Origin of the sequence: Bradyrhizobium sp. 40 (assembly GCF_023100925.1) — a bacterium.
Lineage (GTDB): Bacteria > Pseudomonadota > Alphaproteobacteria > Rhizobiales > Xanthobacteraceae > Bradyrhizobium.
Genome location: NZ_CP064688.1, coordinates 6,711,670 through 6,734,169, shown reverse-complemented (window position 1 = coordinate 6,734,169; position 22,500 = coordinate 6,711,670). Strand labels below are relative to the sequence as shown.

General features: G+C 64.2%; 18 protein-coding genes and 1 pseudogene. 11 read left to right on the top strand and 8 right to left on the bottom strand.

Annotated features, from left to right (window positions below; translation table 11 throughout):
* Positions 1-183 precede the first annotated feature (183 nt).
* Positions 184-1,741: pseudogene (locus tag IVB40_RS32225) on the top strand (oleate hydratase).
* 35 nt (positions 1,742-1,776) lie between these two features.
* Here IVB40_RS32225 and IVB40_RS32220 read toward each other — a convergent pair.
* The 5 genes from IVB40_RS32220 to IVB40_RS32200 form a co-directional block, all read right to left on the bottom strand.
* Positions 1,777-3,627, bottom strand: coding sequence for a sensor histidine kinase (locus IVB40_RS32220; protein ID WP_247817385.1), 1,851 nt, complete (start codon positions 3,625-3,627; stop codon positions 1,777-1,779).
* A gap of 168 nt (positions 3,628-3,795) precedes the next feature.
* Positions 3,796-4,386, bottom strand: coding sequence for a hypothetical protein (locus tag IVB40_RS32215; protein ID WP_247817384.1), 591 nt, complete (start codon positions 4,384-4,386; stop codon positions 3,796-3,798).
* Positions 4,387-4,583: 197 nt separating this feature from the next.
* Complete coding sequence (locus IVB40_RS32210; protein WP_247817383.1) at positions 4,584-5,897, bottom strand: tetratricopeptide repeat protein; 1,314 nt, start codon at positions 5,895-5,897, stop codon at positions 4,584-4,586.
* 13 nt (positions 5,898-5,910) lie between these two features.
* Positions 5,911-6,921 (bottom strand): aldo/keto reductase, encoded by a 1,011-nt coding sequence (locus IVB40_RS32205; RefSeq protein ID WP_247817382.1) that lies wholly within the window; start codon positions 6,919-6,921, stop codon positions 5,911-5,913.
* A gap of 281 nt (positions 6,922-7,202) precedes the next feature.
* Complete coding sequence (locus IVB40_RS32200) at positions 7,203-7,628, bottom strand: PaaI family thioesterase (protein ID WP_247817381.1); 426 nt, start codon at positions 7,626-7,628, stop codon at positions 7,203-7,205.
* Positions 7,629-7,696: 68 nt separating this feature from the next.
* On the opposite strand from IVB40_RS32200, the gene IVB40_RS32195 reads away from it, so the two are divergent.
* Together IVB40_RS32195 and IVB40_RS32190 are read left to right on the top strand one after the other, a co-directional pair.
* On the top strand, positions 7,697-8,323 hold the full coding sequence (locus IVB40_RS32195; protein ID WP_247285733.1) for a CoA pyrophosphatase: 627 nt from the start codon (positions 7,697-7,699) through the stop codon (positions 8,321-8,323).
* A 68-nt stretch (positions 8,324-8,391) separates the two neighbouring features.
* Complete coding sequence (locus IVB40_RS32190) at positions 8,392-9,606, top strand: hypothetical protein (RefSeq protein ID WP_247817380.1); 1,215 nt, start codon at positions 8,392-8,394, stop codon at positions 9,604-9,606.
* A gap of 150 nt (positions 9,607-9,756) precedes the next feature.
* Here IVB40_RS32190 and IVB40_RS32185 read toward each other — a convergent pair whose 3' ends face one another.
* Positions 9,757-10,059 carry a hypothetical protein gene (locus IVB40_RS32185; protein WP_027565686.1) on the bottom strand — a complete coding sequence of 101 codons (303 nt, stop codon included), beginning with the start codon at positions 10,057-10,059 and terminating at the stop codon, positions 9,757-9,759.
* Positions 10,060-10,253: 194 nt separating this feature from the next.
* Here IVB40_RS32185 and IVB40_RS32180 point away from each other — a divergent pair, with 194 nt between their 5' ends.
* The 5 genes from IVB40_RS32180 to IVB40_RS32160 all read left to right on the top strand — a co-directional run bounded on the left by IVB40_RS32180 (position 10,254) and on the right by IVB40_RS32160 (position 15,347).
* Positions 10,254-10,733, top strand: coding sequence for a hypothetical protein (locus IVB40_RS32180; protein ID WP_247357747.1), 480 nt, complete (start codon positions 10,254-10,256; stop codon positions 10,731-10,733).
* Between the two features lie 163 nt (positions 10,734-10,896).
* Entirely contained in the window at positions 10,897-11,844 is a 948-nt protein-coding gene (locus tag IVB40_RS32175) for a TAXI family TRAP transporter solute-binding subunit (RefSeq protein ID WP_027565684.1), read from the top strand.
* Positions 11,845-12,001: 157 nt separating this feature from the next.
* Positions 12,002-14,110, top strand: a complete 2,109-nt coding sequence (locus IVB40_RS32170; RefSeq protein ID WP_247817379.1) for a TRAP transporter permease — start codon at positions 12,002-12,004, stop codon at positions 14,108-14,110.
* Complete coding sequence (locus IVB40_RS32165) at positions 14,107-14,484, top strand: DUF1850 domain-containing protein (RefSeq protein ID WP_247357749.1); 378 nt, start codon at positions 14,107-14,109, stop codon at positions 14,482-14,484. Before IVB40_RS32170 ends, IVB40_RS32165 begins: the two co-directional genes overlap by 4 nt.
* A gap of 56 nt (positions 14,485-14,540) precedes the next feature.
* Complete coding sequence (locus IVB40_RS32160) at positions 14,541-15,347, top strand: glucose 1-dehydrogenase (RefSeq protein WP_247817377.1); 807 nt, start codon at positions 14,541-14,543, stop codon at positions 15,345-15,347.
* A 140-nt stretch (positions 15,348-15,487) separates the two neighbouring features.
* Here IVB40_RS32160 and IVB40_RS32155 read toward each other — a convergent pair whose 3' ends face one another.
* Both IVB40_RS32155 and IVB40_RS32150 read right to left on the bottom strand, forming a co-directional pair.
* Positions 15,488-16,258: a hypothetical protein gene (locus tag IVB40_RS32155; protein WP_247817376.1), complete on the bottom strand. Its 771-nt coding sequence runs from the start codon at positions 16,256-16,258 to the stop codon at positions 15,488-15,490.
* Between the two features lie 78 nt (positions 16,259-16,336).
* Entirely contained in the window at positions 16,337-17,914 is a 1,578-nt protein-coding gene (locus IVB40_RS32150; protein ID WP_247817375.1) for a sodium:proton antiporter, read from the bottom strand.
* A 95-nt stretch (positions 17,915-18,009) separates the two neighbouring features.
* Between IVB40_RS32150 and IVB40_RS32145 the strand changes: the two genes are divergently transcribed.
* The 3 genes from IVB40_RS32145 to IVB40_RS32135 all read left to right on the top strand — a co-directional run bounded on the left by IVB40_RS32145 (position 18,010) and on the right by IVB40_RS32135 (position 22,367).
* Positions 18,010-18,768, top strand: a complete 759-nt coding sequence (locus IVB40_RS32145; RefSeq protein ID WP_027565678.1) for a tetratricopeptide repeat protein — start codon at positions 18,010-18,012, stop codon at positions 18,766-18,768.
* Between the two features lie 146 nt (positions 18,769-18,914).
* Positions 18,915-20,300: a tetratricopeptide repeat protein gene (locus tag IVB40_RS32140; protein WP_247817374.1), complete on the top strand. Its 1,386-nt coding sequence runs from the start codon at positions 18,915-18,917 to the stop codon at positions 20,298-20,300.
* Between the two features lie 144 nt (positions 20,301-20,444).
* Positions 20,445-22,367, top strand: a complete 1,923-nt coding sequence (locus tag IVB40_RS32135; protein ID WP_247817373.1) for a propionyl-CoA synthetase — start codon at positions 20,445-20,447, stop codon at positions 22,365-22,367.
* The last annotated feature ends 133 nt before the right edge of the window (positions 22,368-22,500 follow it).

The following is a 22,500-nucleotide window of genomic DNA, read 5'->3' as shown; positions in this document are numbered from 1 at the left end:
ACGGCCGCAATGTCAAGACGTGATTCGATGATGTCGCGAAAGGACGCCATGCCGGCGCTGATCAGTCAATCGCTCAACTCAACGTGATCCTCACGCGCGTTGCGCTTGATCCAGCGCAACTCCGGCCAGTGTCTCGCCATGCAATGTCGCCACGACAATTCGAATTGCGGATCGAGGCAAGACATGAAGGCGTATTTCATCGGTGGCGGCGTTGGATCGCTCGCGGGCGCGGCGTTCCTGGTTCGTGACGCGCAGCTGCCGGGGCGGGACATCGTGATCTACGAGGCGCAGCCGCTGGTCGGCGGCAGCCTCGACGGCGCGCTGCTCGCGAACGGCGCTTATTCGCTGCGCGGCGGACGCATGCTCACGACCGATCATTACGAATGCACCTGGGACCTGCTGTCGAGCATTCCCTCGCTCGAACATCCCGGCCTCAGCGTGCGCGAGGAAACCGTCGCGTTCAACACCGAGAACCCTGCGCATTCGCGAGCGCGGCTGGTCGATCGCAACCGCTTCAAGCTCGATGTCTCGCATATGGGATTTTCCGGGCGCGACCGGCTCGAGTTGCTGCGGCTCACGGAGGCCTCGGAGCAGACGCTCGGCAACAGCCGCATCACCGACTGGCTCTCGCCCAAATTCTTCGAATCCAATTTCTGGTACATGTGGCAGACCACTTTCGCCTTCCAGCCCTGGCATAGCGGTCGAGCTGAAACGCTATCTGCATCGCTTCATGAACGAATTCCCGCGCATCGAGACGCTCGCCGGCGTCAAGCGCACCGTCTACAACCAGTATGACGCGATCGTGCGGCCGCTTGCCGACTGGCTCAAGGGGCAGGGCGTTCAGTTCGTGCGCGGCACTGCCGTCACCGACATGGCGATCGAGAGCGAGGACGGACGCTTGCGGGTGCGCCAGCTCGTACTCGACCGCGACGGCCGCACCGCCAATGTCCAGCTCGAGGACGGCGATCTCGTGTTCTTTCAGAACGGCTCGATGACCGACGCCTCGAGCCTGGGCTCGATGACCGAGCCGGCTCCGCGCCTGACCAAGTCCGACAGCCGGGGTTGGGTGCTGTGGGAGAAAATCGCGAAGGGCCGTCCAGAATTCGGCAAGCCGTCCGCGTTCAACGCGTCGATCCCGGAATCCTATTGGCAGTCATTCACTGTCACCTGCCGCGATCCGCGCTTCTTCGACAAGATGGAGGCGTTCTCCGGCAACAAGGCCGGCACCGGCGGTCTCGTCACGTTCAAGGACTCCAATTGGCTGATGTCGGTGGTGCTGTATCATCAGCCGCATTTCGCCGGACAGCCGAACAACGTGCAGGTGTTCTGGGGCTATGCAATGCATCCCGACCGCGTCGGCAATTTCGTGGCCAAGCCGATGTCCGATTGCGGCGGCGCCGACATCCTGAAGGAGCTTTGCGGTCACCTGAATTTCGACCCTGCCGTCTTCGAGGATGCGATCTGCGTTCCCTGTCGCATGCCCTACATCACCAGCATGTTCATGCCGCGCACCGCGGACGACCGGCCGCTGCCGGTGTCCAGGAATTCCGTCAATCTCGCCTTCGTCAGCCAGTTCGTCGAAATCCCCGATGACGTCGTGTTCACCGTCGAATATTCGGTGCGCGCGGCGCAGACGGCGGTCTATCAGCTGATGAAGATCGATCGCCCGGTGCCGCCGGTGACGCGGCACGACAAATCGCTTGCGGTGATCTTCGCGACGCTGGAAAAGGCGTTCACGTGACGGGCGGAGCGACTTGAACGGCAGAGGGCCTCGACTTACGACCGTGCCACAGCCAGCGGCAGGCTGATATGAAAGACGGCGCCTCCCGTCGGCGCGTTCTCGGCCCAGATGCGCCCGCCATGTGCCTCGATGATCGTGCGCGTGATCGAGAGGCCGATGCCCATTCCCTGCGTCTTGGTTGTGAAAAACGGCTTGAAGATTTCGGTTACCTTTTCTGTGCAGATGCCGTCGCCGGCATCTGCGATCGAGATCATGGCCTGATTGTTCGCAAGGCTGGTTCGACCGACGATGCGTCGCCGATCCTCCGGCAGATCGGCCACCGCTTCGATGGCATTCATGACCAGGTTCAGAATAGCCTGCTGGAGCTGCACTTTGTCGGCAGTTACGCGAATATCCAAGGACGATCGATCCGTCGCGAGCGCAACGTCGTAGGTCAGGGCCTGAATGGAAAGGAACCTAAACACATCGCTGACCGTCGCGTTGAGGTCGAGCTCGATCCGCTCTGTGCGGGCCCTCTTCAAAAATGAGCGCACCTGAACGACGATCTCGTTAGCGCGCTTATCGTCTCGGCGAATGTCACCCAGTATCTCGCTGATCACGCCGAGGTCAGGTGCCGGTGTCTGCAACACCTGCTCGGCGGTCTCAGCATTGATCAGAATGGCGGCGAGCGGCTGGCTCAGCTCATGCGCGATCGTCGCAGACATCTCGCCCGCGGTCGCAAGGCGATTCATGTGGGCTAGCTCCGACATGCGTTGGCGTGCCTCGACCTCCGCCTGGAATCGCAGCCTGCGCTCGCGCAGGAGGATGCCGATCATCATCGCCTGCACCAGCACCACGCCGGCGCTGATCATGACACGCCAGTAGTACTGCTCCCAGAAGCTCGGTTCTCGGAAACGCACCTCGCTTCCGGGAGGCAGATGGGCTTCGTCCACATTCCAGAGCTTGAGCTGTCGCCAGTCGAAGATCGGCTTCACGTTATCCCCGGCAACGGGCGGGATGTTCGACGGCGATTCGCCGCCGAGAATCCGCATTGCCAACTGGCCGGCTTCCTGTCCGATGGTTTCGGGCAGCAGCAGGAAGCCGCCAACCCCGGTTCGCCCGAGAAATGTGTCGGAGGTGATAATGATCGGGCGGTTCGCGCGCTCGGCGACGCGCGCAAGCGCCGCGGCCGGCAAATAGTGGGTGCCTTCGCCGTCGGAATACATTGCCGAGGTCAGAATCGCAGAACGAGGGGGCAAGGAGCCGACCCGTTCGCGCACCTCCCGCAGCACCATGCCGGACAGATCGATGATTTCGAGACCCGGCATCGTGGTCGCGAATTCCTGTTTCCAGTGGCCATATATCAGCGGATTTTTCCATGCATCGCCAACGAGGACGACGCCAGTCAAGTCGGGAACGACCGCGCGTGCCGCAGTCAGTATCTGCGCCGGAGACACCTTGGCAAAGATGGCGGTCGTGCCGGGCAGGAACAGCGCGCGCGTCTCGGGCAGATCGGGCACGAAGCCGTAAACCACGGGGGCGGCGGGCCAGATGTCGTGCTTGCGCGCCTGAAGGAATTTCGCCGACGCGACGCCGATCGAGACGATGATGTCGATCGGCCGATGCGCGTATTTGGTCTTGACATGACCGACCAGGCTCTCCTCGTAGTCCGGTCCCGGGAAACGGGCGAGATCGAGGCTTTCGCCGTAGATCACGGTGTGGATTTGCCCATTTTCCTTTGCAGCCGTGCGGATACCGGCGAAAATCTCCGAATAGAATGGCGAACGAAAGTCGGCGTCTTCCAGCACCAGGATAGAGCGCTGCCCCGGACTGTCGGCTGCAGGGCATTCATGTGCCAGGATTGCGAACAGGCAGGCGATCAGGAGCCGTTTGATCGCGATGACCATCCTCATTGCTGACTCTGTGCCTGGCCTGTGTTTGCAACGGGCGCCTCCTCGGTGAGGACGCATCCGAGCATACCTGCCGGTTCCGAAGTTTCAACGAAAGGATTTGATCCGGCTGTGCCGCGCAGGCGGCGGTTCACCTGGCCCCGCATGCAGAGCGAAGAAGGACCGCTATTTGAACGGATCCTGGATCGACGGCGCCGACTGCCTGATACGACGCACGCTCACGGGCGTGCCGTCGGAGACGAACAGCAGTTCGTAGCGACGGCCTTCGCTGTCGGTGGCAGAGCAGGTGACGTCAGTCACCTTCTTGGCGGCGAAATTGCCGGTCTGGCGGCAGAGGCCGGTGGAGGTCTGCTCGGCCGGCACCGGCAGGCCGTCGACCTTGGGACGGTCCTTGGAGTTGAGCAGCATGCGGTCGATCGGCAACTCATAGGAGTTGTCGTCGGCGCGCTTGCCGTTCTCGCCGGAGAACGACACGACGTGATTCTCGTCGGCGGGATCGTCGACCGCGACCGTGAAATTGACCCGGCCCCTGTCGCCGTGGGCGTAGGCCACCGTCTTGCAGGCGAAGGTGCGGCCGGCGACCTTCAACGTCTTGCAGTGGCCGGACATCAGCGCCAGCAAATCGATAAAGGCGGTCTGCTGCCCGGGTGGATTGTTGACGGGAATCGGCGCGGAAGACTCGGCAAAACAAGGGCTTGCCAAGAGGACGAAGGTGGGGACGACGGCGACAGCGAGGATGGGTCGGCAGAGGCGCATCGGAAGGCTCACATGCCAGGGAACCACGGAAAAGTTCCGTCCGACAACCAGCGAACCGCAAATTGGTTGCGATCCCGTTTGCTCAGCCAAGTCCGTCTGAAATACCACCGCGCCACCCCAACGGCGATTCGCCCAGATCGCCCAACCCATTCCCGGCCGGCACTTGCCGCTCGGCCGGTGTTTTTTTCGTGGCGGGGCTATCCCATCGCCGCCTGCCAGCGCGTATCGCGCAGGGACGGGCGGCGGTGCAGGCGGGCGTCGAGCAGCGCGCGGGCGCGGGGCAGGTCGCCGCTGCGCATCAGGGCAACGACAAAAGTGTCCTCGATCAACTCGCGCTGGGCGTGGCTGCCGCCGAGACGCACGACCTCACCGAGAATCGGCGTGAGCGTTTGCACGCATGCCGCGTAGTCCTCGTTGGCAAAGGCCGCCAGTGCGCGGCAGACCGCGGGCACCACGGGACCGGCCGGAAGCTTGCCATCGGCGAGCCTTTGCTCGATGGCGGCAAGACGTGTGGCGAGCGCCTCGCGATTTTGCGTCGCAGCCGCGAACAGCGCCATGTGGATATCGGCGAAGGGCAGGCTCGATTTCGGAAACAGTTTTTGTGCGGCGGCGTCGGCTTCGAGCCAGAGCGCTCTCGGCACGGCGTGGCCGTAAGCCGACAGGCGCCAGAGCAGTGACGCAGCGTCAGTGACGAGATTGAGCGGTGGCGCCTGCGTGGCGTTTGGCTGCAGCACGTCGGCATAGATCGCGAGCGCCCGCGCGGCATCGCCATGCTCCAGCGCGCCGAGCGCCTGATGCCAGCGGATGTGGCCGTGCAAGATTCCGGCGCGATGGTAAGAGGGGATCCAGTCGTCGACGAGCCGGTCGGCCGCTTCGATCGAACCGTCCTCGAACATCGCATGCAGCACGGCGTGCGCGGCATGGGCATTCTGCCGGCGCAGGTCGAAGCCGCGCTCGGTGACGCCGCGGCCGCGACCGACATTGCCGTTCTCGGTCATCGCCCAGCCGTACATAGTGAGGAACCACCAATCCTCGCCATAGTGATGCGCGACGCGCGCGCACAGCTCCTGCCGCGCGCGGTCGTGATCGGCCATGCCGGAGAACGCGTACAGGCCGAACGCGCCGAGCGGCAGCGACAGCACCAATGCGTCGCGCGGCCACGCCTCGACGTGCGTCATCGTCGCCGCGATCGCCTCGGGCAGCCGGCCCTCGATTGCGAGCGCCAGCGTTTCGACATGCGAGCGCTCGCGTTCCGTGCCGCGTTTCGCCACGAGCTCGCGCGCGAGCGCCGCCTTCTGCCGAGCCAGATCGCCTTGCTGATAGAAGCCATGCACGCGGGCGCGGGCGATATGGGGGAGCGCAAAATCCGGATCGAGCGCAATCGCGCGCTCCAGCGTTTCCGCCGTGCCGGTCCAGCCCGCGAGCATGAGGTCGACGCCCTCGCGATAAGCGGATGCCGCCTCTGGCGAAGAGGTGGAGAGCGGCAGGCCGTAGCGATCTTCGAGGGCCATTCCTGTCTCCGGCTCAGGCCGTCCGCGCGCGGCGTCCTTCGATCGGATAGGCCGGGTCGTTGTAGCCCGGCGTCGAGGGATGACCCGGCACGACCAGTCTGTCGATCAGCGCCTCGTCCTCGGCAGTGAAGCGATAGGCGAGCGCGCCGGTGTAGCCTTCCCATTGCTCCTCGGTGCGCGGACCGGCAACGATCGAGGAGACAAAAGCGGAGTTCAGCACCCAGGCGACCGCAAACTGGCCTGCGGTGATGCCCTTTTTCTCGGCGTGGGCCTTGATCTCCTGCGCCAGCTGGAGCGATTCCGGCCGCCATTCGGTCTGCATCATGCGCGTATCGTTGCGGCCTGCGCGGGTCTCCTTGTCGGGAGCCGCGTCGGGCTTGTATTTGCCGGTCAGCACGCCGCGCGCCAGCGGGCTGTAGGGCACGATGCCGAGGCCGTAATAGGAGCAGGCCGGGAAGTGCTCGACTTCGGGCATGCGATTCATGGCGTTGTAATAGGGTTGGCTCACAGCGGGACGGTCGATGCCGAGCCGGTCGCAGATGTTGCAGATTTCGGCGACGCGCCAGGCGCGGTAGTTCGAGACGCCGAAATAGCGCACCTTGCCGGCGCGGATCAGGTCGCCCATCGCGCGCACCGTCTCCTCCAGGGGCGTAGAATGGTCTTCCTTGTGCAGATAATAGATGTCGATGTGGTCGGTGCCGAGCCGCTTCAGGCTCTCATCCGCCGCTTGCAACACCCAGCGGCGGGACAGGCCGACACGGTTGGGATCCTCGCCCATGGGGTTCGCAAGTTTCGTCGCGAGCACCCAGGCGTGACGGTTGTTGCCGATGGCGCGTCCCACGACCTCTTCGGATGCGCCCTTCGAATAGGCGTCCGCGGTGTCGATGAAGTTGATGCCGGCCTCGTGCGCCTTCGCGATGATCCGCTTTGAGGTGGCTTCATCGGTCGGCCCGCCGAACATCATCGTGCCCAAGCAGATCGGCGACACTTTGAGGCCGCTGCGGCCGAGTTGGCGGTATTGCATGGGGCGCGTCCTTAGCTGCTGCTTCGGGCGACAGCATAACCGTCTCACTCCGTCATTGCGAGCGCAGCGAAGCAATCCAGAGATGCGTCTGCGGCGGCTGTCTGGATTGCTTCGCTGCGCTCGCAATGACGCGGTTGGGGAGCTGCTTGCTACGCTCTCAGCTGTCATCGCCTGGCTTGACCGGGCGATCCGGTATTCCGAGAGGGCTGTAGTTTAATCGAGAAGCCGCGGCGTACTGGATTCCCCGCCTGCGCGGGGAATGACAGCGGTGGGTATCGCTCCTACCCCGGCCCCTTCAAGATCTTGAACACACCATTGGCCATCACCACGCAACGATCGTCCACCGTCACCTCGGTGCTCATGAAGATCAGGCTGCGCGTCGCGCGCACCACGCGCGGGCGGGAGATCAGGATGTCGCCGATCTGGCCAGCTTCGACGAAATGGGTGTCGAGCTGCACCGTCGCCATGAACTCCTTGCCGGAGACGTAGCGGGCGGTCATGCCGCAGGTACGGTCCGCGAACGTCATCATCACGCCGCCCTGGACCATGCCGCGGCGATTGTGGTGCTTGTCCTCGGTCGCGAGTGCGAATTCGTATTGGCCGTCGACCTTGCGCTCCCACAGCGGGCCGATCAGATGCATGAAGCCCGTGGTCTCCAGAATGGTCCAGCCTTCTGCCTTCAGCCGTGCGGCTGTCTTATTGGTCATGTCGTCCATTCCTGAGCGGGTCGTGCGATTTCATTTCATCGGGGCCGGACGTGGTGTAGTCAAGCATCATGAGACCGTTCGACGATGCCACACGGCGGAATATCGCGGCCGCCTGCGCGGCCTTCACGCGGCTGCCGGAGGACGAAGCGCCGGCGGCGTTGAAGCGCGCCGCGGTGGCAGTTGCGCTGACTGCGGCCAGCGAGAGCGATGAGACGGCGTTGCTGCTCACGCTGCGCGCATCGCATCTGCGCGCCCATCGCGGTCAATGGGCCTTGCCCGGTGGACGCTGCGATGCCGGCGAGACGCCGGTCGAGGCGGCGCTGCGCGAACTCGACGAGGAGCTAGGCCTCCACCTCACCAGCGCGGAGGTGCTCGGCACGCTCGATGATTATCCGACCCGCTCGGGCTATCTGATTACGCCAGTCGTGGTCTGGGCCGCCGATAGTGCCGCGATCAAACCAAACCCGGACGAGGTCGCCTCCGTCCATCGCATCGCGCTTGCGACGGTCGAGCGCTCCGACGCTTTCGATTTCGTCGTGATCCCCGAGAGCACGCGCCGTGTGATCCGCTTTCATCATCAGTCGAGCCTGATCCACGCGCCGACGGCGGCCCTGATCTACCAGTTCCGCGAGGTGCTGGCGGGGCGGCACACCCGCGTCACCGAGCTGGAACAGCCGGTATTCGCCTGGAAGTGACGCGAGGCGAAAACGAGGTAAACGACGTGTTAACGTGACGGTTACCGGATGCCTGCTAAGAGGGCAGCATGCATCAATCGATTCGAAATGCCGTGAGACTGGTTCCACTCGCGCTCGTCCTGCTCGCGCCCGCTGCGCGCGGTGGCGAATCCGACGCGCTGCCGCCGGCCGTCCGGAATGCCAAAGCCCAGCTGTTGTCGCAATTTTTCGCGCAAGGCGGTGCGTCGCCCGCCGTGCTGGAATATCGCCGCAAGCTGCAGGAGTATCAGGCGGCGCGTGCGGCCTTCGACGAGGAAGCCGGCGTCTATTGGAGCCAGATCTCCGAGAAGCGGAAAGGTCGCAACGCCAAGCGGCGCAGCGGGCAGCAGATCACGCTCGACGATTACGTGCTGGAGCATCCGCCGCTTTATAACGGGCCGAAACGGCCAGTGAATCCGGAGCCGGAGGAAACCCCGGACCGCCCGACGAAAAAGCCGATCCCCGTGGTCGCCGATCTGCTGCGCGCGGCGCAGGAACTCTACCAGTTCACGCCGCAGCGGCCGTCCAACGAAGTCGAATTCAAGCGCGTCTATGCACGCTACGCGCTGGCCTCGGGGCTGACGCGCGAGCAGGCGGTGCGGGTCTATGCGTTCGAGACCGGCGGCACCGGCAGTTATGACGTGCAGGCGGGAATCGAGCATGGCGGCAAGCGCGCCATTTCGACCGCGATGGGCTACAACCAGCTGCTGACGACCAACAGCGTCGAGCTGCTGGCCGAGCAAGGCCATGAGTTCATCCGCGCGCTCTCCGATAAGGTCGCGCGGACCTCGGGCCCGGCGCGCCAGTCGCTCGAGCACAAGCTCACCGTTCTCAAGAAAATGGTGGCGCACGCCAAATCGGTGCCCGACACCTGGTCGGAGCACGAGAAGATCGGCAACACCGCGCAGGGCTGGGCCATGCATGCCATGGTGCTCGACATCGATATCGGGCCGATGCTGCAGACCCACAAGCTGCTCACGTCGGTGCTGTTCGCGCGCGCCAAGGGCTATAGCCGCCCGCTCAGCGCGGCCGAGCTCGAGATGATGAACCTCACCGGCGACGGCACCGGCCTCGACATGGTGACGATGCCGCAGGCGATGCGCGAGCAGGTGCCGACGTCGAACTTCTTCCAGCGCGGCGGCTACGAGCGCAATCCGGTCGCGATCCGCCACAACACGGTGGCGAAGCTGCTGGCGGTGACGGATACGAGGATGGACAGCAACAGCAACAATGCCGGCGCGCGGGAGCTGGCGGGGGCGTTTTAGGCGGCGGTAGCTGTCATGCCACGCGCAGGCGGGGCATCCAGTACGCCGCGGCGTTTCGGTTTAAGCACAACCGCCTCTGAAATAATGGATCGTCCGCCTTCGCGGACGATGACACCGAGTGTGGCGGCGCTGTCGCCCGCCGTCCCGTCCCTACTGATCCGACCCGAACTTGAACTTGCCGTCGCCTTCCAGATACGGGCCGCTGCGCATGTAGAGCTGGCCGTTGTGGCCGATGAAGAACAGCGTGCCTTTCGGTACCTTCTTGGCGCCCTTCAGAAGTTCACCGGCATTGCTGGTGCCCATCTTGTAGGAAAAGGTCTTGCCGTCCTTGTCATAGGCGTAGCCGGTGTCGGGCTTGAGCTCCCAAGGTGTCGCAGCGGTCTGCGCCAATGCGGGCGCAGCAAACGCGCCGAGCACGGCCGTCACCAAAAAGATCTTTGTTGAAATTGCCATCACCCTATCCTCCCCATCGAGGCGCCCGGCTTGAACAAATCACGAACGATGCATCCGGGTCAATTTGCGAAAGCGCCGCAGCGCATCACGTCTTGCCCAGCAGTTTGTGATTTTCCCTTCGTCCCCGCGCGACTATGTTCCGCTTTCCGTCTAGAACGCAATTCGACAAAAACATTGGGTAGGGGATGATTCGAATGAACCTCGTCATTAAAGCTTGCTGGGCCGCCGGCCTGTTGCTGACGGCGCTCACGCCGGCCGCCCGGGCCGATGATTACCAGCTCAGCCACAACCAGCGGATTTCGTGCAGCCGTGGCCTGGCCCCGGGCAAGCTGAACACCGCGACCTGCAAGTCCTACACTTATCTCTTCAACACCAAGACCTCGGAATATTTCCGTTGCCAGGTCTCGCTGGCGCTGACCCGCGACAACAAGGAAGTCATCAACGTCCAGACCGACGGCGCCTGCACCAAGAAGCCGCGCATCTTCGAGACCGATGGCCATTACGATTTCGACGCCACCGAGACCGAGCCTCCGAACACCAATTCGTTCTTCGGCCCCGGCGGCTACTCGGTCTGGGCTGCCGACGTCAGCGCGCAGAAGGTGCGCGGCTGCATCATCATCTCCTCGGGCCTCGGCTCCGACATCTCCAAATGCCTGGACATGACCTTCCAGTGAGGGGCTGCCCCGACCCGGCTGCGCCACCTCGCCGCACCCGCTGAGTTCCCCAAAAATCGAGGCAGGACAGCCATTTACCGCAGTCCTGTTTTGACTTTTGGATGGGTTGACCCGCACCCCTCATCCGGCCAACTTCCCGGCCGGTTTGGGGAGTGGAAAGATCATGAAACGGACGATTTTCGGCGTGGCCGCGGCTCTTGCGCTGGCGGCCTCCGCGCCTTGCGCGCAGGCGCAATCCTTCATCAACGTGCTGACCGGCGGCACCTCCGGCGTCTACTATCCGCTCGGGGTCGCGATCGGGAAGATCTACGGCGACAAGATTCCGAACGTGAAGACGCAGGTGCAGGCCACCAAGGCATCAGTCGAGAATCTGATCCTGCTCCAGCAGGGTCGCGGCGAGATCGCGTTCACGCTGGGCGACTCGCTGAAAGCGGCCTGGGACGGTGACGAGGAGGCGGGCTTCAAGTCCAAGCTCGACAAGCTCAGGACCATCGGCGCGATCTATCCGAACTACATCCAGATCGTCGCGACCGCCGAGAGCGGCATCAAGACGCTGGCGGACCTCAAGGGCAAGAGTCTGTCGGTCGGCGCGCCGAAATCGGGCACGGAGCTCAATTCGCGCGCGATCCTGGCAGCGGCCGGCATGAGCTACAAGGATCTCGGCAAGGTGGAGTATCTGCCGTTTGCCGAATCCGTCGATCTCATGAAGAACCGCCAGCTCGGCGCGACGCTGCAATCGGCCGGCCTCGGCGTGGCCTCGCTGAAGGATCTGTCGACCTCGAGCCCGATCACGGTGGTGTCGGTGCCGAAGGAGACCGTCGACAAGATCGGCCTGCCCTTCATCGCGGCGACCATTCCCGCCAACACCTACACCGGGCAGGACAAGGACGTGCCGACCGCCGCCGTGGTCAACTACCTCGTCACCAGCTCGGCGGTGTCGGACGATCTCGCCTACCAGATGACAAAACTAGTCTACGAGTCGCTGCCCGAGCTCGCCAACGCGCATGCGGCCGGCAAGGAGATCAAGCTCGAGACGGCCGCCAGCGGCAGCCCGGTTCCGCTGCACCCCGGCGCGATCCGCTATTACAAGGAAAAGGGGCTGATCAAGTAATCAGCTTTCGTTATCGGGCGTCATGGCCGGGCTTGTCCCGGCCATCCACGTTCCAGGAGCAGGCGAGAAAGTCCGTGAATGCCCGGGACAAGCCCGGGCATGACGGTCTGGAGGCGTCGTGCAATGTTATAAGCGCTGGACGGTTGGGGTCATATCGATGTTGCAGGCAGAGGGCAGCGAAGCGCCCATCAAGGTCGAGTTCGACAATTTCGAGCACGGTTTTCCAGAAGGCTTTGGCCCGGGCTGGTGGGGCACGCTCGCCTATTGGATCGGCATCGCCTTCGCGACCTTCCAGCTTTATGTCGCGGCCTTCAACTATCTGCCGAGCCAGGTGGTGCGCGGCGTCCATGTCGGCTTCCTCATCCTCCTCACCTTCGGCCTGATCGGCAATTTCACTGCCAAAAGCGATTTCGGCCGCGCGATCGGCTGGCTGATCGGCGGCGCGGGCTTTCTGTGCGGGCTCTATCAATGGATCTTCTATGCGGATCTGATCGCACGTGACGGCGATCCGACGCGCCTCGATCTCGTGGTCGGCACGCTGCTCGCCGTCCTGATCTTCGAAGGCACCCGGCGGCTGATGGGCGCGGCGCTCCCGCTGATGTGCGGCGCCTGCCTCGTCTACTGGTTCTTCGGCCAGTATCTGCCGTCGCCGCTCAACCATCGCGGCTATGATTTCGACCAGATCGTCACGCATCTGTCGTTCGGCACCGAGGGCTTCTACGGCGTGCCGATCTACGTCTCGGCGACCTACATCTTCCTGTTCATCCTGTTCGGCTCGTTCCTGGAGCGCGCCGGCATGATCCAGCTCTTCACCGACGTTTCCCTTGGATTATTCGGCAGGACCCGCGGCGGCCCGGCCAAGGTCGCGGTGTTCGCCTCGGGCATGATGGGCACGATCTCCGGCTCCGGCGTCGCCAACGTCGTCACCGTCGGCCAGTTCACGATTCCGCTGATGATCAGGTTCGGCTATCGCCGCGCGTTCGCGGCCGGCGTCGAGGCGACAGCCTCGATGGGCGGACAGATCATGCCGCCGGTCATGGGCGCGGTTGCCTTCATCATGGCGGAGACGCTCGGCGTCCAGTATTCGGAGATCGTGAAAGCCGCGGCGATTCCCGCGATGCTCTATTTCGCCTCCGCCTTCTGGATGGTGCATCTGGAAGCCGGCAAGCACGGCCTCACCGGCATGAAGCGCTCGGAGATTCCAAGCGCCTGGAAGGCGCTGGTGACGCGCTGGTACCTCGTGTTGCCGCTCGCGGCGCTGGTCTACATGCTGTTCGAAGGCTTTACGCCGCTCTATGCCGGCAGCATGGGCCTTGCGCTGACGGTGGCGCTGATCCTTGGCACCGCCATCACGACGGGCGCGCCTTCGATGGCGATCCGCTATATCTTCTGGATCGGGCTCGCGCTCGTCGTCGCCGCGCTCTCGCGCGACGGCCTTCAGATCGTGCCGGTCGCCTGCGTCGTCGTCGCGCTGATCGTGGTCACTGCGTTCGTGCGCGGTGGATTTTCCGCCCTGCGCGCCTGCCGCGATGCGCTGGCTGAAAGCGCGAAATCCGCCATCACCGTCGGCATGGCTTGCGCCATTGTCGGCGTCATCATCGGCATGATGTCGCAGACCGGCGTCGGCACCATCTTCGGCGGCTGGGTGATCGGCCTCGGCGAGAAGAGCCTGTTCCTGGCGCTGATCATGACCATGCTGCTGTCGATCCTGCTCGGCACCGGCATCCCGACCATTCCGACCTACATCATCACGGCAGCGCTCGCGGCGCCCGCGCTGGCCAAGCTTGGCGTGCCCCTGATCGCAAGCCACATGTTCGCGTTCTATTACGGCATCATGGCAGACCTCTCGCCGCCGGTGGCGCTGGCGGCGTTAGCCGCAGCACCGATCGCGAAGGAGAATCCGGACAAGATCGGCTGGGAGGCGATGCGCATCGCGCTCGCCGGCTACGTCATCCCCTTCATATTCGTCTATTCGCCGGCGCTGATGCTGCAGGGCGGCGATCCCATGGCGGCCAAGCTCGGCTTCTACGGCGCGGTGGCACTGGCGACCTTGAAGGCCTTGGTGGCGATCGCGCTGTTCGGCATGGTCGCGATCGGATTCCTGTTCACGCGCCTGACGTTCCTCGAACGTCTTGTCGCGCTCGGTGCCGCGTTCTGCCTGCTCGGGGACTTCCCGTTCAGCGACACCGTGGGCTTCCTGCTCGCAGCGGCCATCGTGCTGTGGCAGTGGCGGCAGCGTCCGCCGTCGCCGGTCGAGGCGGTGTGAGCCTCTGCTTCGTCACAGCCTCAGGCGTGAAGGCGCTGGCGCTGTCCGCGTTCACGCTGGTGTGGACGCATTCGATCGCGAAGGTCGACTGGCAGGAAGACTGGCGCGTCACCCCCGCCGGGCTCGAACTGACGCAGGCACGCGTGAAGGGCACCGGCCCCGGCATGGAGCCGCCGCCCGAGGCGCGCCTCGTCGACGGCTGGTTTCAATGGAAGCCTGCGCGCGCGCCGATGCCGGAGGTCGTGCTGGGCAATTCCGGCGCGGCTGGCGAATGGCGGCTATGCCATGACGGCAAGTGCCGGACGTTGTCCGAGATTGTCGGTCATCCCATTGGTGCTAACGTCACAAAGATGAGCGTCTGCAAAGATCCGTAGCCGGATGGAGCGAAGCGTAATCCGGGCTACAAGAACAAGAATAGGGGAGAAACGCGATGGATCGGCTCAAGGGCAAGGTTGCGATGGTCGTGGGCGCCGGCTCGATCGGGCCGGGTTGGGGCAACGGCAAGGCCACCGCGGTGACGTTTGCGCGTGAGGGCGCGCAGGTGTTTTGCGTCGATCGCAATGGTGCGGCCGCCGAGGAGACCGCGAAGATCATCACGGACGAGGGCGGCAAGGCGATGGCGTTCACCGCCGATGTGTCGCGAGCAGCCGAGATCGAGGCTATGATCGCGGCGTGCTTGAAGGCCTATGGCTGCATCGACGTGCTCGACAACAATGTCGGCATCGCCGAGATGGGCAGCGTGGTCGATGTCGCCGAGGAGAGCTGGGATCGCGTCTTCACCGTCAACCTCAAGAGTGCCTATCTCGCCATGAAGCACGTCGTCCCCGTCATGGTGAAGCAGGGCGGTGGCTCCATCATCAACATCTCCTCGATCGCCTCGATCCGGCATGTCGGGATTTCCTATGTCAGCTACAACGCCAGCAAGGCGGCGATGAACCAGTTGACGCGCTCCACCGCGGTCGAGTTCGCCAAGAACCATGTGCGGGTGAACGCGATCCTACCCGGCCTGATGAAGACGCCGATGGTGGAGCATTCCGCGGGCCTCGCCAACAGCTACGCCAAGGGCGACGTCGAGGCGATGTGGCGCGCCCGCGATGCGCAAGTGCCGATGGGTCACATGGGCGAGGCCTGGGACGTCGCGAATGCCGCGCTGTTCCTGGCCTCGGACGAAGCGAAATATGTGACGGGGATCGAGCTCGTGGTGGACGGCGGGATCACGTGCAAGGCGGGGGCGTAGCCCCTTGCTCGTCGCCCTGGCGTAAGCCAGGGCCCATTGCCACACGGCTAGGTTTGGCGAAGACTGCCGGCTCCAGCCGGTGTCAGCAATCGGCATTCGGGGTAATGGGTCCTGGCTTTCGCCAGGACGACGACTGAACCCTACTGCGCCAGCGCTAGAATCCCGCCTGCAAACGAATGCCACGCCGCAGTCTCGCTGATCGGCCAGTTCAGCACCTTCACCGCCAGCATGGCCAGCGTCCCGGTGATGTAGACCGGATGCACGCGGCCCTCGGTGCGCCAGTCGCGTACCATGGCGACGACGAGCAGCAGCGAGGCGACCATCGCGGGCGCGATGGTAACCGGCACCGGCGGCGGCCCGGGCGGTCCCGGAGGCGCGAGAAAGGTGAGAAACCAGCGCGCGATCGCGGCATCGAGGATGGAGACCGCGGCGAGCAGCATCAGGCGTTTGTGAATCTCGGGCTTTCGCGTGTTCATGATCGCGAGCACGAACACCACTGCGAAGAACGCGATCCCGCTCATCGGCACGATCGAGAAGGCGATGCCGGCCTCTTTCTGTCCGAGCGCGGCGGAATGCTGCATCACATGTACGGAGGCGAGGAAGCCGAAGATCGTCATCGCGGTCGCGAGCGAAACGCCGGCGATGCCGAGCGCACGGTGATTGACCACGCGACCTGAGGCGGCGAGCCAGGTCTGGATCACGAAATAGAGAGACCAGGTGAAGAACAACAGACCGTGGAAATGAATGACGGGGCTTGCGGACAGTGTCCGGTTGGCGAGCGGCACAAAATAGGTCGGTGCGAAGCCGAGAAAGGCGGTGGCCGCGCAGGCCAGTGCCATTTGGAGATAGAAATATCGTGCGGGCGACGCATCTCGCGCGCGCACACGACGGTCGTCGATCAGGGTCGTCATGAGGGATGAGTCTGGAGAGGCGGCGTTTGGTTCAAGCCCCTAGCCACCTGTGCAGGGCTCTTGTTGGGGGATTGGGATTTAACCCCCTGCGCTCAATTCTGCGCGATCGAGCTCTTCCTCGATCCGATGGAACGCATCGTCGCCGATCACTTCCCTGGCGCGAAGGTCGAAGATCGATTTGCGCGCGGCCGCGATACCTCGGCGGCGCAGCGGATCGGCGGGCAGTTCGCCGTTGGTGATGCCGCCATGGGGATCGTCGTCCGCCTGCATCAGGATGGCGCGATATTCGAGTCGCAGGATTTCAGCCTCCTCGGATGGATCGTCCTCGATCGCGTCGAGCGCCGCGCGATAGGCGACGGCCCGGGCGCGCGCGACCTCGATGCCGACGGGATCGTCATCTTTGAGGCCGAACGCCAGGATCAGCGGCCGCAGCGTCAGGCCCTGAACGACCAGCGTGCCGAGCACGACGGCAAACGCCGAGAAGACGATGAAGTCACGATGCGGAAAGTTTTCCGGCAAGGCAAAGGCGGTGGCGAGCGTGACGAGGCCGCGCATACCGCACCAGGAGATGATGAGGCCGCCCTTGGGCGAGGCGACCTGCTTCGGATCCTTGGGGTGATAGATCCCATGCGCGATCAGCGCGCGCAGCGTCGTGCGGTAGAATGTGATCCAGGCCAGGCGCACCAGGACCACGGTGAGCAGGATCCAGGCCGCGGCCACGCAATATTCCCAGCGCACGTCTGCATCGAGCCGCGTCCAGATCGGCCGCATCTGCATGCCGATCAGCATGAAGGCGAGCACGTTGAGCACGAACACCATAGTCTCCCACACCGCATAGGAAGGCACCCGCAGCCGCGCCGGCATGCGTGCCCCCGCCGTGCGCGCGATGGTGATGCCGTAGACCACGATGGTGAGGATGCCGGAGAGACCGAGATGCTCGGCGGCAATCCAGACCATGAAGGTGGTGGCGAACTGCACGATGATCGCGCTCGGCGCTTCCTTCACGCGTTCCATGAACAGCGGGATGATGCGGCCTGCGACCAGGCCCGCGACGACGCTGCCGACCAGCGCCAGCGCCATGGTCGGCGCGACCTGGCTCCATACCAGATGCTCGGTGGCAACCGTGCCGACGGCGATGCGATAGATCAGGAGCGCGGTCGCGTCGTTGAGCAGGCTCTCGCCTTCCAGGACCTTCACCATGCGATGAGGCAGCTTGACCTGGCTCAGGATCGCAACCGCGGCGGCCGCATCCGGCGGGGCCACGATGGCGCCGAGCGCAACCGCGGCGGCCCAGGGCATATCAGGCATCAGCCGGTGCGCGACGTAGGCCACGCTGGCCGTGGTCAGGCCGACGGCGGCGACGACCAGGGTGGCGACTGGAACCCAATTGTTGCGGAGATCGCGCAGCGAGGTGTCGAAGGCGGCATCGAGCAGGACCGGTGCGACAAAAAGAGCCAGTGCCAGGTCGGGCTCCAGCGTCCAGGACGGGCTCGACGGCACAAAGGCGATCAGTGCACCCCCGATCGCGAGAAAGGTCGGGTAGGGGACCTTGATCCGCCGCGCCAGCGCCGATAATCCAACGGCGCCGAGCAGAAGCACGATGATCCATTCGAATGTCGACACGTTGATCCCCGAAACCGATTTGAGCGGCGCCACAAGCTAGCACCAATCCGGCCGTATGATGGATAGTGCAGCCCCAAGGCAAGACCTCAACCCGGACCTTAACTCAAGACTTTCCGACTGTGACGAGCATGCGTTTTCTCATTCAATGGTCCGGCGCCGCGGTGCTCTTCGCGCTCTCGTTCGTCGTGGCTCATGCCGCGACCGGCGGCGAACCGGCCGCGGTCCCGCAGGTCGACATCGCGCCGTGCCTCGCGGCCGCCGCAGCCGACGATATCGACAAGGCCGTCACGGCCTGCGCCGCCGTGATCGACAACGAGAAGACGGCGAAGGCCGACCTGATCAAGGCGCTGATCGCGCGCGGCGCGCTGTTTGCCCGGCATGATCAGGTCGACCGCGCAATCGCTGACGACAGCCGCGCCCTGGAGCTCGATTCCGGTCTCGCCGATATCTTCAACGCGCGGGGCGAACTCTGGCTGAGGAAGGGTGACAAGCCCAAGGCGGTGCAGGATTTCGGCGCGGCATTGAAGATCGATCCGAACCACGAGAAGGCCAAGGTCAACCACAAGGCGATGGCGCGCGAGATCGAGCGGATCGGCGCGCAGATGGCGGTCGCGGGCAAGCCCAGCTTCATTTGCAAGGGTGCGCGCCGTCCCGTCGAGAAGGCGATCTGCGCCAACCGCGAGCTCGCTGATCTCGACCGTGAGGTCTTTGCCGCCAACGCGCGCGTGTTGCGCGAAGCCCGCAATGCAGGCGAAGCGAAGGCGCTTCAGCGCGAGCAGGACGATTTCATCGCCCGCCGCAACGCCGGGTTCGGCCGGCCGGGGTACGATTTGAAGAAGGCAATGCAGAAGCGGCTGCAGCGGCTCAACGGGGTGGACGGGTATTGAAGCTTTAGGGCCTCCGCAACCTCAAACCCGGGCATGACGCCTTCTCGTGAGAAGGGCGCTGGTGCGCCCCTGACTGGCTCAATTTTGAACCCATCGCGTCCCCGCCGCGACAATGGTGAAAGCCTGATGTCCCGGAGCCCTATGCCATGTGCGGCACGCATCCTTCCGCGCAAATGCTCTCGTTTGCAAAAATCTCGTTTCGCTCGCTCCTGCTTAGCGCGGCAATGAGCGTCGTCCTCGTCGCCCCTGCCTCGGCCGGCGTCGATTGCGTGATGGGGAGCAAGGCCGCTCCGGCTGAGCTGATCCCGGCCTGCAGCGCCACCATTGACCAGGCCTCAATTCCATCCTCCGATCGCGCCGCGGCGTTGCTGGTGCGCGCCGACGCCAATGCGCGGACCTCGGGCGGCCTCACGCAGGCGCTGCGAGATATCGATCGCGCCATTGCGCTCGATGGCAAGAACGCAAAAGCCTGGCGCCTGCGCGGCGATCTCCTCCGCGAGGCCGGCGGCGATCTCAACCGCGCCGCGGCGGACCTCAGCAAGGCCATCGAGCTCGATCCGCAAGATTCGGAATCTTACGAGCTGCGCGGCGTGGTCTACACCAACCAGCGCCGGCTCGACCGCGCGCTTGCCGATTACGATCAGGCGATCAAGCTAAAGCCTGACAATGCACAGGCCTGGTCAGACCGCGGCGTGACCTATTATCTCGGCGGCGACAACGAGAAGGCGGTCCGCGATCTCAGCGAGGCGTTGCGGCTCGATCCGAACCGGCCGCGCAGCTACACCAATCGTGGCGCCGCCTACAAGAAGCTCGGCCAGCTCGACAAGGCGGTTGCCGACGACGGCGAGGCGATCAGGCTCGATCCGAAGGTGCCCGAATATTACGACAATCGCGGGCTGTCGCTGGCCGCGATGGGCGAGTACGACAAGGCGATTGCCGATTACGATCAGGCGCTCCGGCTGGCACCGCGGCCGAATTTCTTCACAAACCGCGGCGATTCCTACCACCTCAAGGGCGAGCTTGGCGCGGCGCTGAGCGATTACGAGGCCGCGCTGAAACTGGATCCGAATTTCGCGCAGACCTACAATAACCGCGCCGTGCTCTACAAGAAGATGGGCGAACGCAGGAAGGCGCTGGCCGACTACGAGACCGCGCTGCGGCTCGATCCCGGCAATGACAACGCCGCCGCCGGCCGCCGCGCCATGATCGCGGAGATCGCGAAATTCGGCGGCGAGCCGCTGCGGCCGCTCGCTGCGAATTCCGGCAATGGCCCGTCGTTCGATTGTGCCACTGCGAAGCGCGAGGTCGAGAAGGTGATCTGTGCCGATCCGCAACTGGGTGTGCTCGACCGCCAGATCGCCGAGACCTACGAGCGCGTGCTGAAATCGGCCGGGTCCCGCTCGGCCGGCGAGCTCCGTCGCACCCAACGCGACTTCCTCGCCACCCGCAATACGAGCTTCGGGCGCCCGGGCTATGATCTCAGGAAGGTCATGCAGGACCGGCTGCAGCGGCTCAATGCGATGGATAGCTGAGCACTGTTCTTTTCAGCTTGAACCGCGGCCCGTTCCCGGGAAAATACCCCTCAAACATGGCTGGTACTTGATCCCTGTCATGGCGGGACGTTTGTCCTGCCACAAGGTCAAGCCTAGGCGAATAAAGGGAACGGGAGCGCGGGAATGAACGTCCGAGGGAACGTCGACGGAAAGAGCCTCTATCACGAGGTTTATGCGCGCTCGCTGGCCGACCCTGAGGGCTTTTGGGCCGAGGCGGCTAAGGAAATCGACTGGATCGAGCCGCCGAAAAAGCTCTTCGATCCCTCGCAGGGCGTCTACGGCCGCTGGTTCAGCGGTGGTGTCGTCAACACCTGCTACAACGCGCTCGACCGCCATGTCGAACGCGGCCGCGCCGACCAGATCGCGCTGATCCATGATTCGCCGCTGGCAAATAGCGTCACCAAATTCACCTACGCCGAACTGCTGGCCGAAGTGCAGGCGCTCGCCGCCATCATGCAGGATTTTGGTGTCGCCAAGGGCGATCGCGTCATCCTCTATATGCCGATGGTCCCGGAGGCCGTCGTCGCGATGCTCGCCTGCGCGCGCATTGGCGCGGTGCACTCCGTGGTGTTCGGCGGCTTTGCCGCGAAAGAGCTCGCCACCCGCATCGACGATGCGCAGCCAAAGTTGATTCTGTCGGCGAGCTGCGGCATCGAGCCCGGCCGGATCGTGCAGTACAAGCCGCTGCTCGACGAGGCGATCAGGCTTGCGGGCGCAAAGCCGAAGGCCTGCATCGTGCTGCAACGTTCGCAGCTCGTCTGCGCCCTGACGCCCGGCCGCGACTATGATTGGGCGGGCCTGCGCCGCAAGGCGATGAACGACGGCAAGAAGGCGCCTTGCGTGCCCGTCGCCGCCACCGATCCGCTCTATATCCTCTATACGTCAGGCACGACCGGCATTCCCAAGGGCGTCGTGCGCGACAATGGCGGCCATCTCGTCGCGGTGAAATGGTCCATGTTCAACCTTTATGGCGTCAAGCCGGGCGAGGTCTGGTGGTGCGGCTCCGACATCGGCTGGGTGGTCGGCCACAGCTACATCGTCTACGGACCGCTGCTGCACGGCGCGACCTCGATCATGTATGAGGGCAAGCCGGTCGGCACGCCCGATGCCGGCGCATTCTGGCGCGTGATCAGCGAGCACAAAGCTGTCGCCTTCTTCACTGCGCCGACCGCATTCCGCGCGATCCGGAAAGAAGATCCGGAAGGAAAATTCATTCGGCAATACGACCTCTCGACCTTCCGTACGCTGTTCCTGGCTGGCGAGCGCGCCGATCCGCCAACGGTGGAATGCGCGGAGCAGCAGTTGAAAGTGCCTGTGATCGACCATTGGTGGCAGACCGAAACCGGCTGGTGCATCGCCGGCAATCCGGTCGGCTTAGGCCAGCTGCCGGTGAAGCACGGCTCGCCGACGGTGCCGATGCCGGGTTATCAGGTCGACGTGGTCGACGAAGCGGCAAAGCCGGTCGGCCCGAACACCATGGGCTCGATCGTCATCAAGCTGCCGATGCCGCCGGGCTGCCTGCCGACGCTTTGGAATCAGGACGAACGTTTCAAGGAAGCCTATCTCACCGAATTCCCCGGCTACTACAAAACGTCGGATGCCGGCTACAAGGACGAAGACGGCTATGTCTTCGTCATGGGACGCACCGACGACATCATCAACGTCGCCGGCCATCGGCTCTCCACCGGCGGCATGGAGGAGATCCTGGCTTCGCATCCCGATGTTGCCGAATGCGCCGTGCTCGGCGTCAAGGACGCGATCAAGGGCGAGGTGCCCTGCGGCTTCCTGGTGCTCAAGGCGGGTGTGAAACGGGCCCCGGCCGAGATCGAGAAGGAGATCGTCGCGCTGGTGCGCGACAAGCTCGGTCCCGTTGCCGCGTTCAAGCTCGCCATCACCGTCGGCCGCCTGCCCAAGACGCGATCCGGAAAGATCTTGCGCGGCACCATCAAGAAGATCGCAGATGGTGAAGCCTGGACCATGCCGGCGACGATCGAGGACCCCAAGGTGCTGGACGAGATCGGCGATGCGCTGAAGGGGCGGGTGTGAGGTTTGTAATGGGGCTTGAATAGGCCGCATTTTTCCGCTCAATCCTCATCCTGAGGAGCGCGCCTCGCGCGCGTCTCGAAGGATGAAAGGCCCCGCTGCTGCAGCTTGGCCTGCATGGTTCGAGACGCCCGCT

Coding starts and splice junctions, on each gene's coding strand:
- IVB40_RS32220 (WP_247817385.1), bottom strand. CDS start 3,627: ATGGTCATCGCGATCAAACGGCTCCTGATCGCCTGCCTGTTCGCAATC.
- IVB40_RS32215 (WP_247817384.1), bottom strand. CDS start 4,386: ATGCGCCTCTGCCGACCCATCCTCGCTGTCGCCGTCGTCCCCACCTTC.
- IVB40_RS32210 (WP_247817383.1), bottom strand. CDS start 5,897: ATGGCCCTCGAAGATCGCTACGGCCTGCCGCTCTCCACCTCTTCGCCA.
- IVB40_RS32205 (WP_247817382.1), bottom strand. CDS start 6,921: ATGCAATACCGCCAACTCGGCCGCAGCGGCCTCAAAGTGTCGCCGATC.
- IVB40_RS32200 (WP_247817381.1), bottom strand. CDS start 7,628: ATGACCAATAAGACAGCCGCACGGCTGAAGGCAGAAGGCTGGACCATT.
- IVB40_RS32195 (WP_247285733.1), top strand. CDS start 7,697: ATGAGACCGTTCGACGATGCCACACGGCGGAATATCGCGGCCGCCTGC.
- IVB40_RS32190 (WP_247817380.1), top strand. CDS start 8,392: ATGCATCAATCGATTCGAAATGCCGTGAGACTGGTTCCACTCGCGCTC.
- IVB40_RS32185 (WP_027565686.1), bottom strand. CDS start 10,059: ATGGCAATTTCAACAAAGATCTTTTTGGTGACGGCCGTGCTCGGCGCG.
- IVB40_RS32180 (WP_247357747.1), top strand. CDS start 10,254: ATGAACCTCGTCATTAAAGCTTGCTGGGCCGCCGGCCTGTTGCTGACG.
- IVB40_RS32175 (WP_027565684.1), top strand. CDS start 10,897: ATGAAACGGACGATTTTCGGCGTGGCCGCGGCTCTTGCGCTGGCGGCC.
- IVB40_RS32170 (WP_247817379.1), top strand. CDS start 12,002: ATGTTGCAGGCAGAGGGCAGCGAAGCGCCCATCAAGGTCGAGTTCGAC.
- IVB40_RS32160 (WP_247817377.1), top strand. CDS start 14,541: ATGGATCGGCTCAAGGGCAAGGTTGCGATGGTCGTGGGCGCCGGCTCG.
- IVB40_RS32155 (WP_247817376.1), bottom strand. CDS start 16,258: ATGACGACCCTGATCGACGACCGTCGTGTGCGCGCGCGAGATGCGTCG.
- IVB40_RS32145 (WP_027565678.1), top strand. CDS start 18,010: ATGCGTTTTCTCATTCAATGGTCCGGCGCCGCGGTGCTCTTCGCGCTC.
- IVB40_RS32140 (WP_247817374.1), top strand. CDS start 18,915: ATGTGCGGCACGCATCCTTCCGCGCAAATGCTCTCGTTTGCAAAAATC.
- IVB40_RS32135 (WP_247817373.1), top strand. CDS start 20,445: ATGAACGTCCGAGGGAACGTCGACGGAAAGAGCCTCTATCACGAGGTT.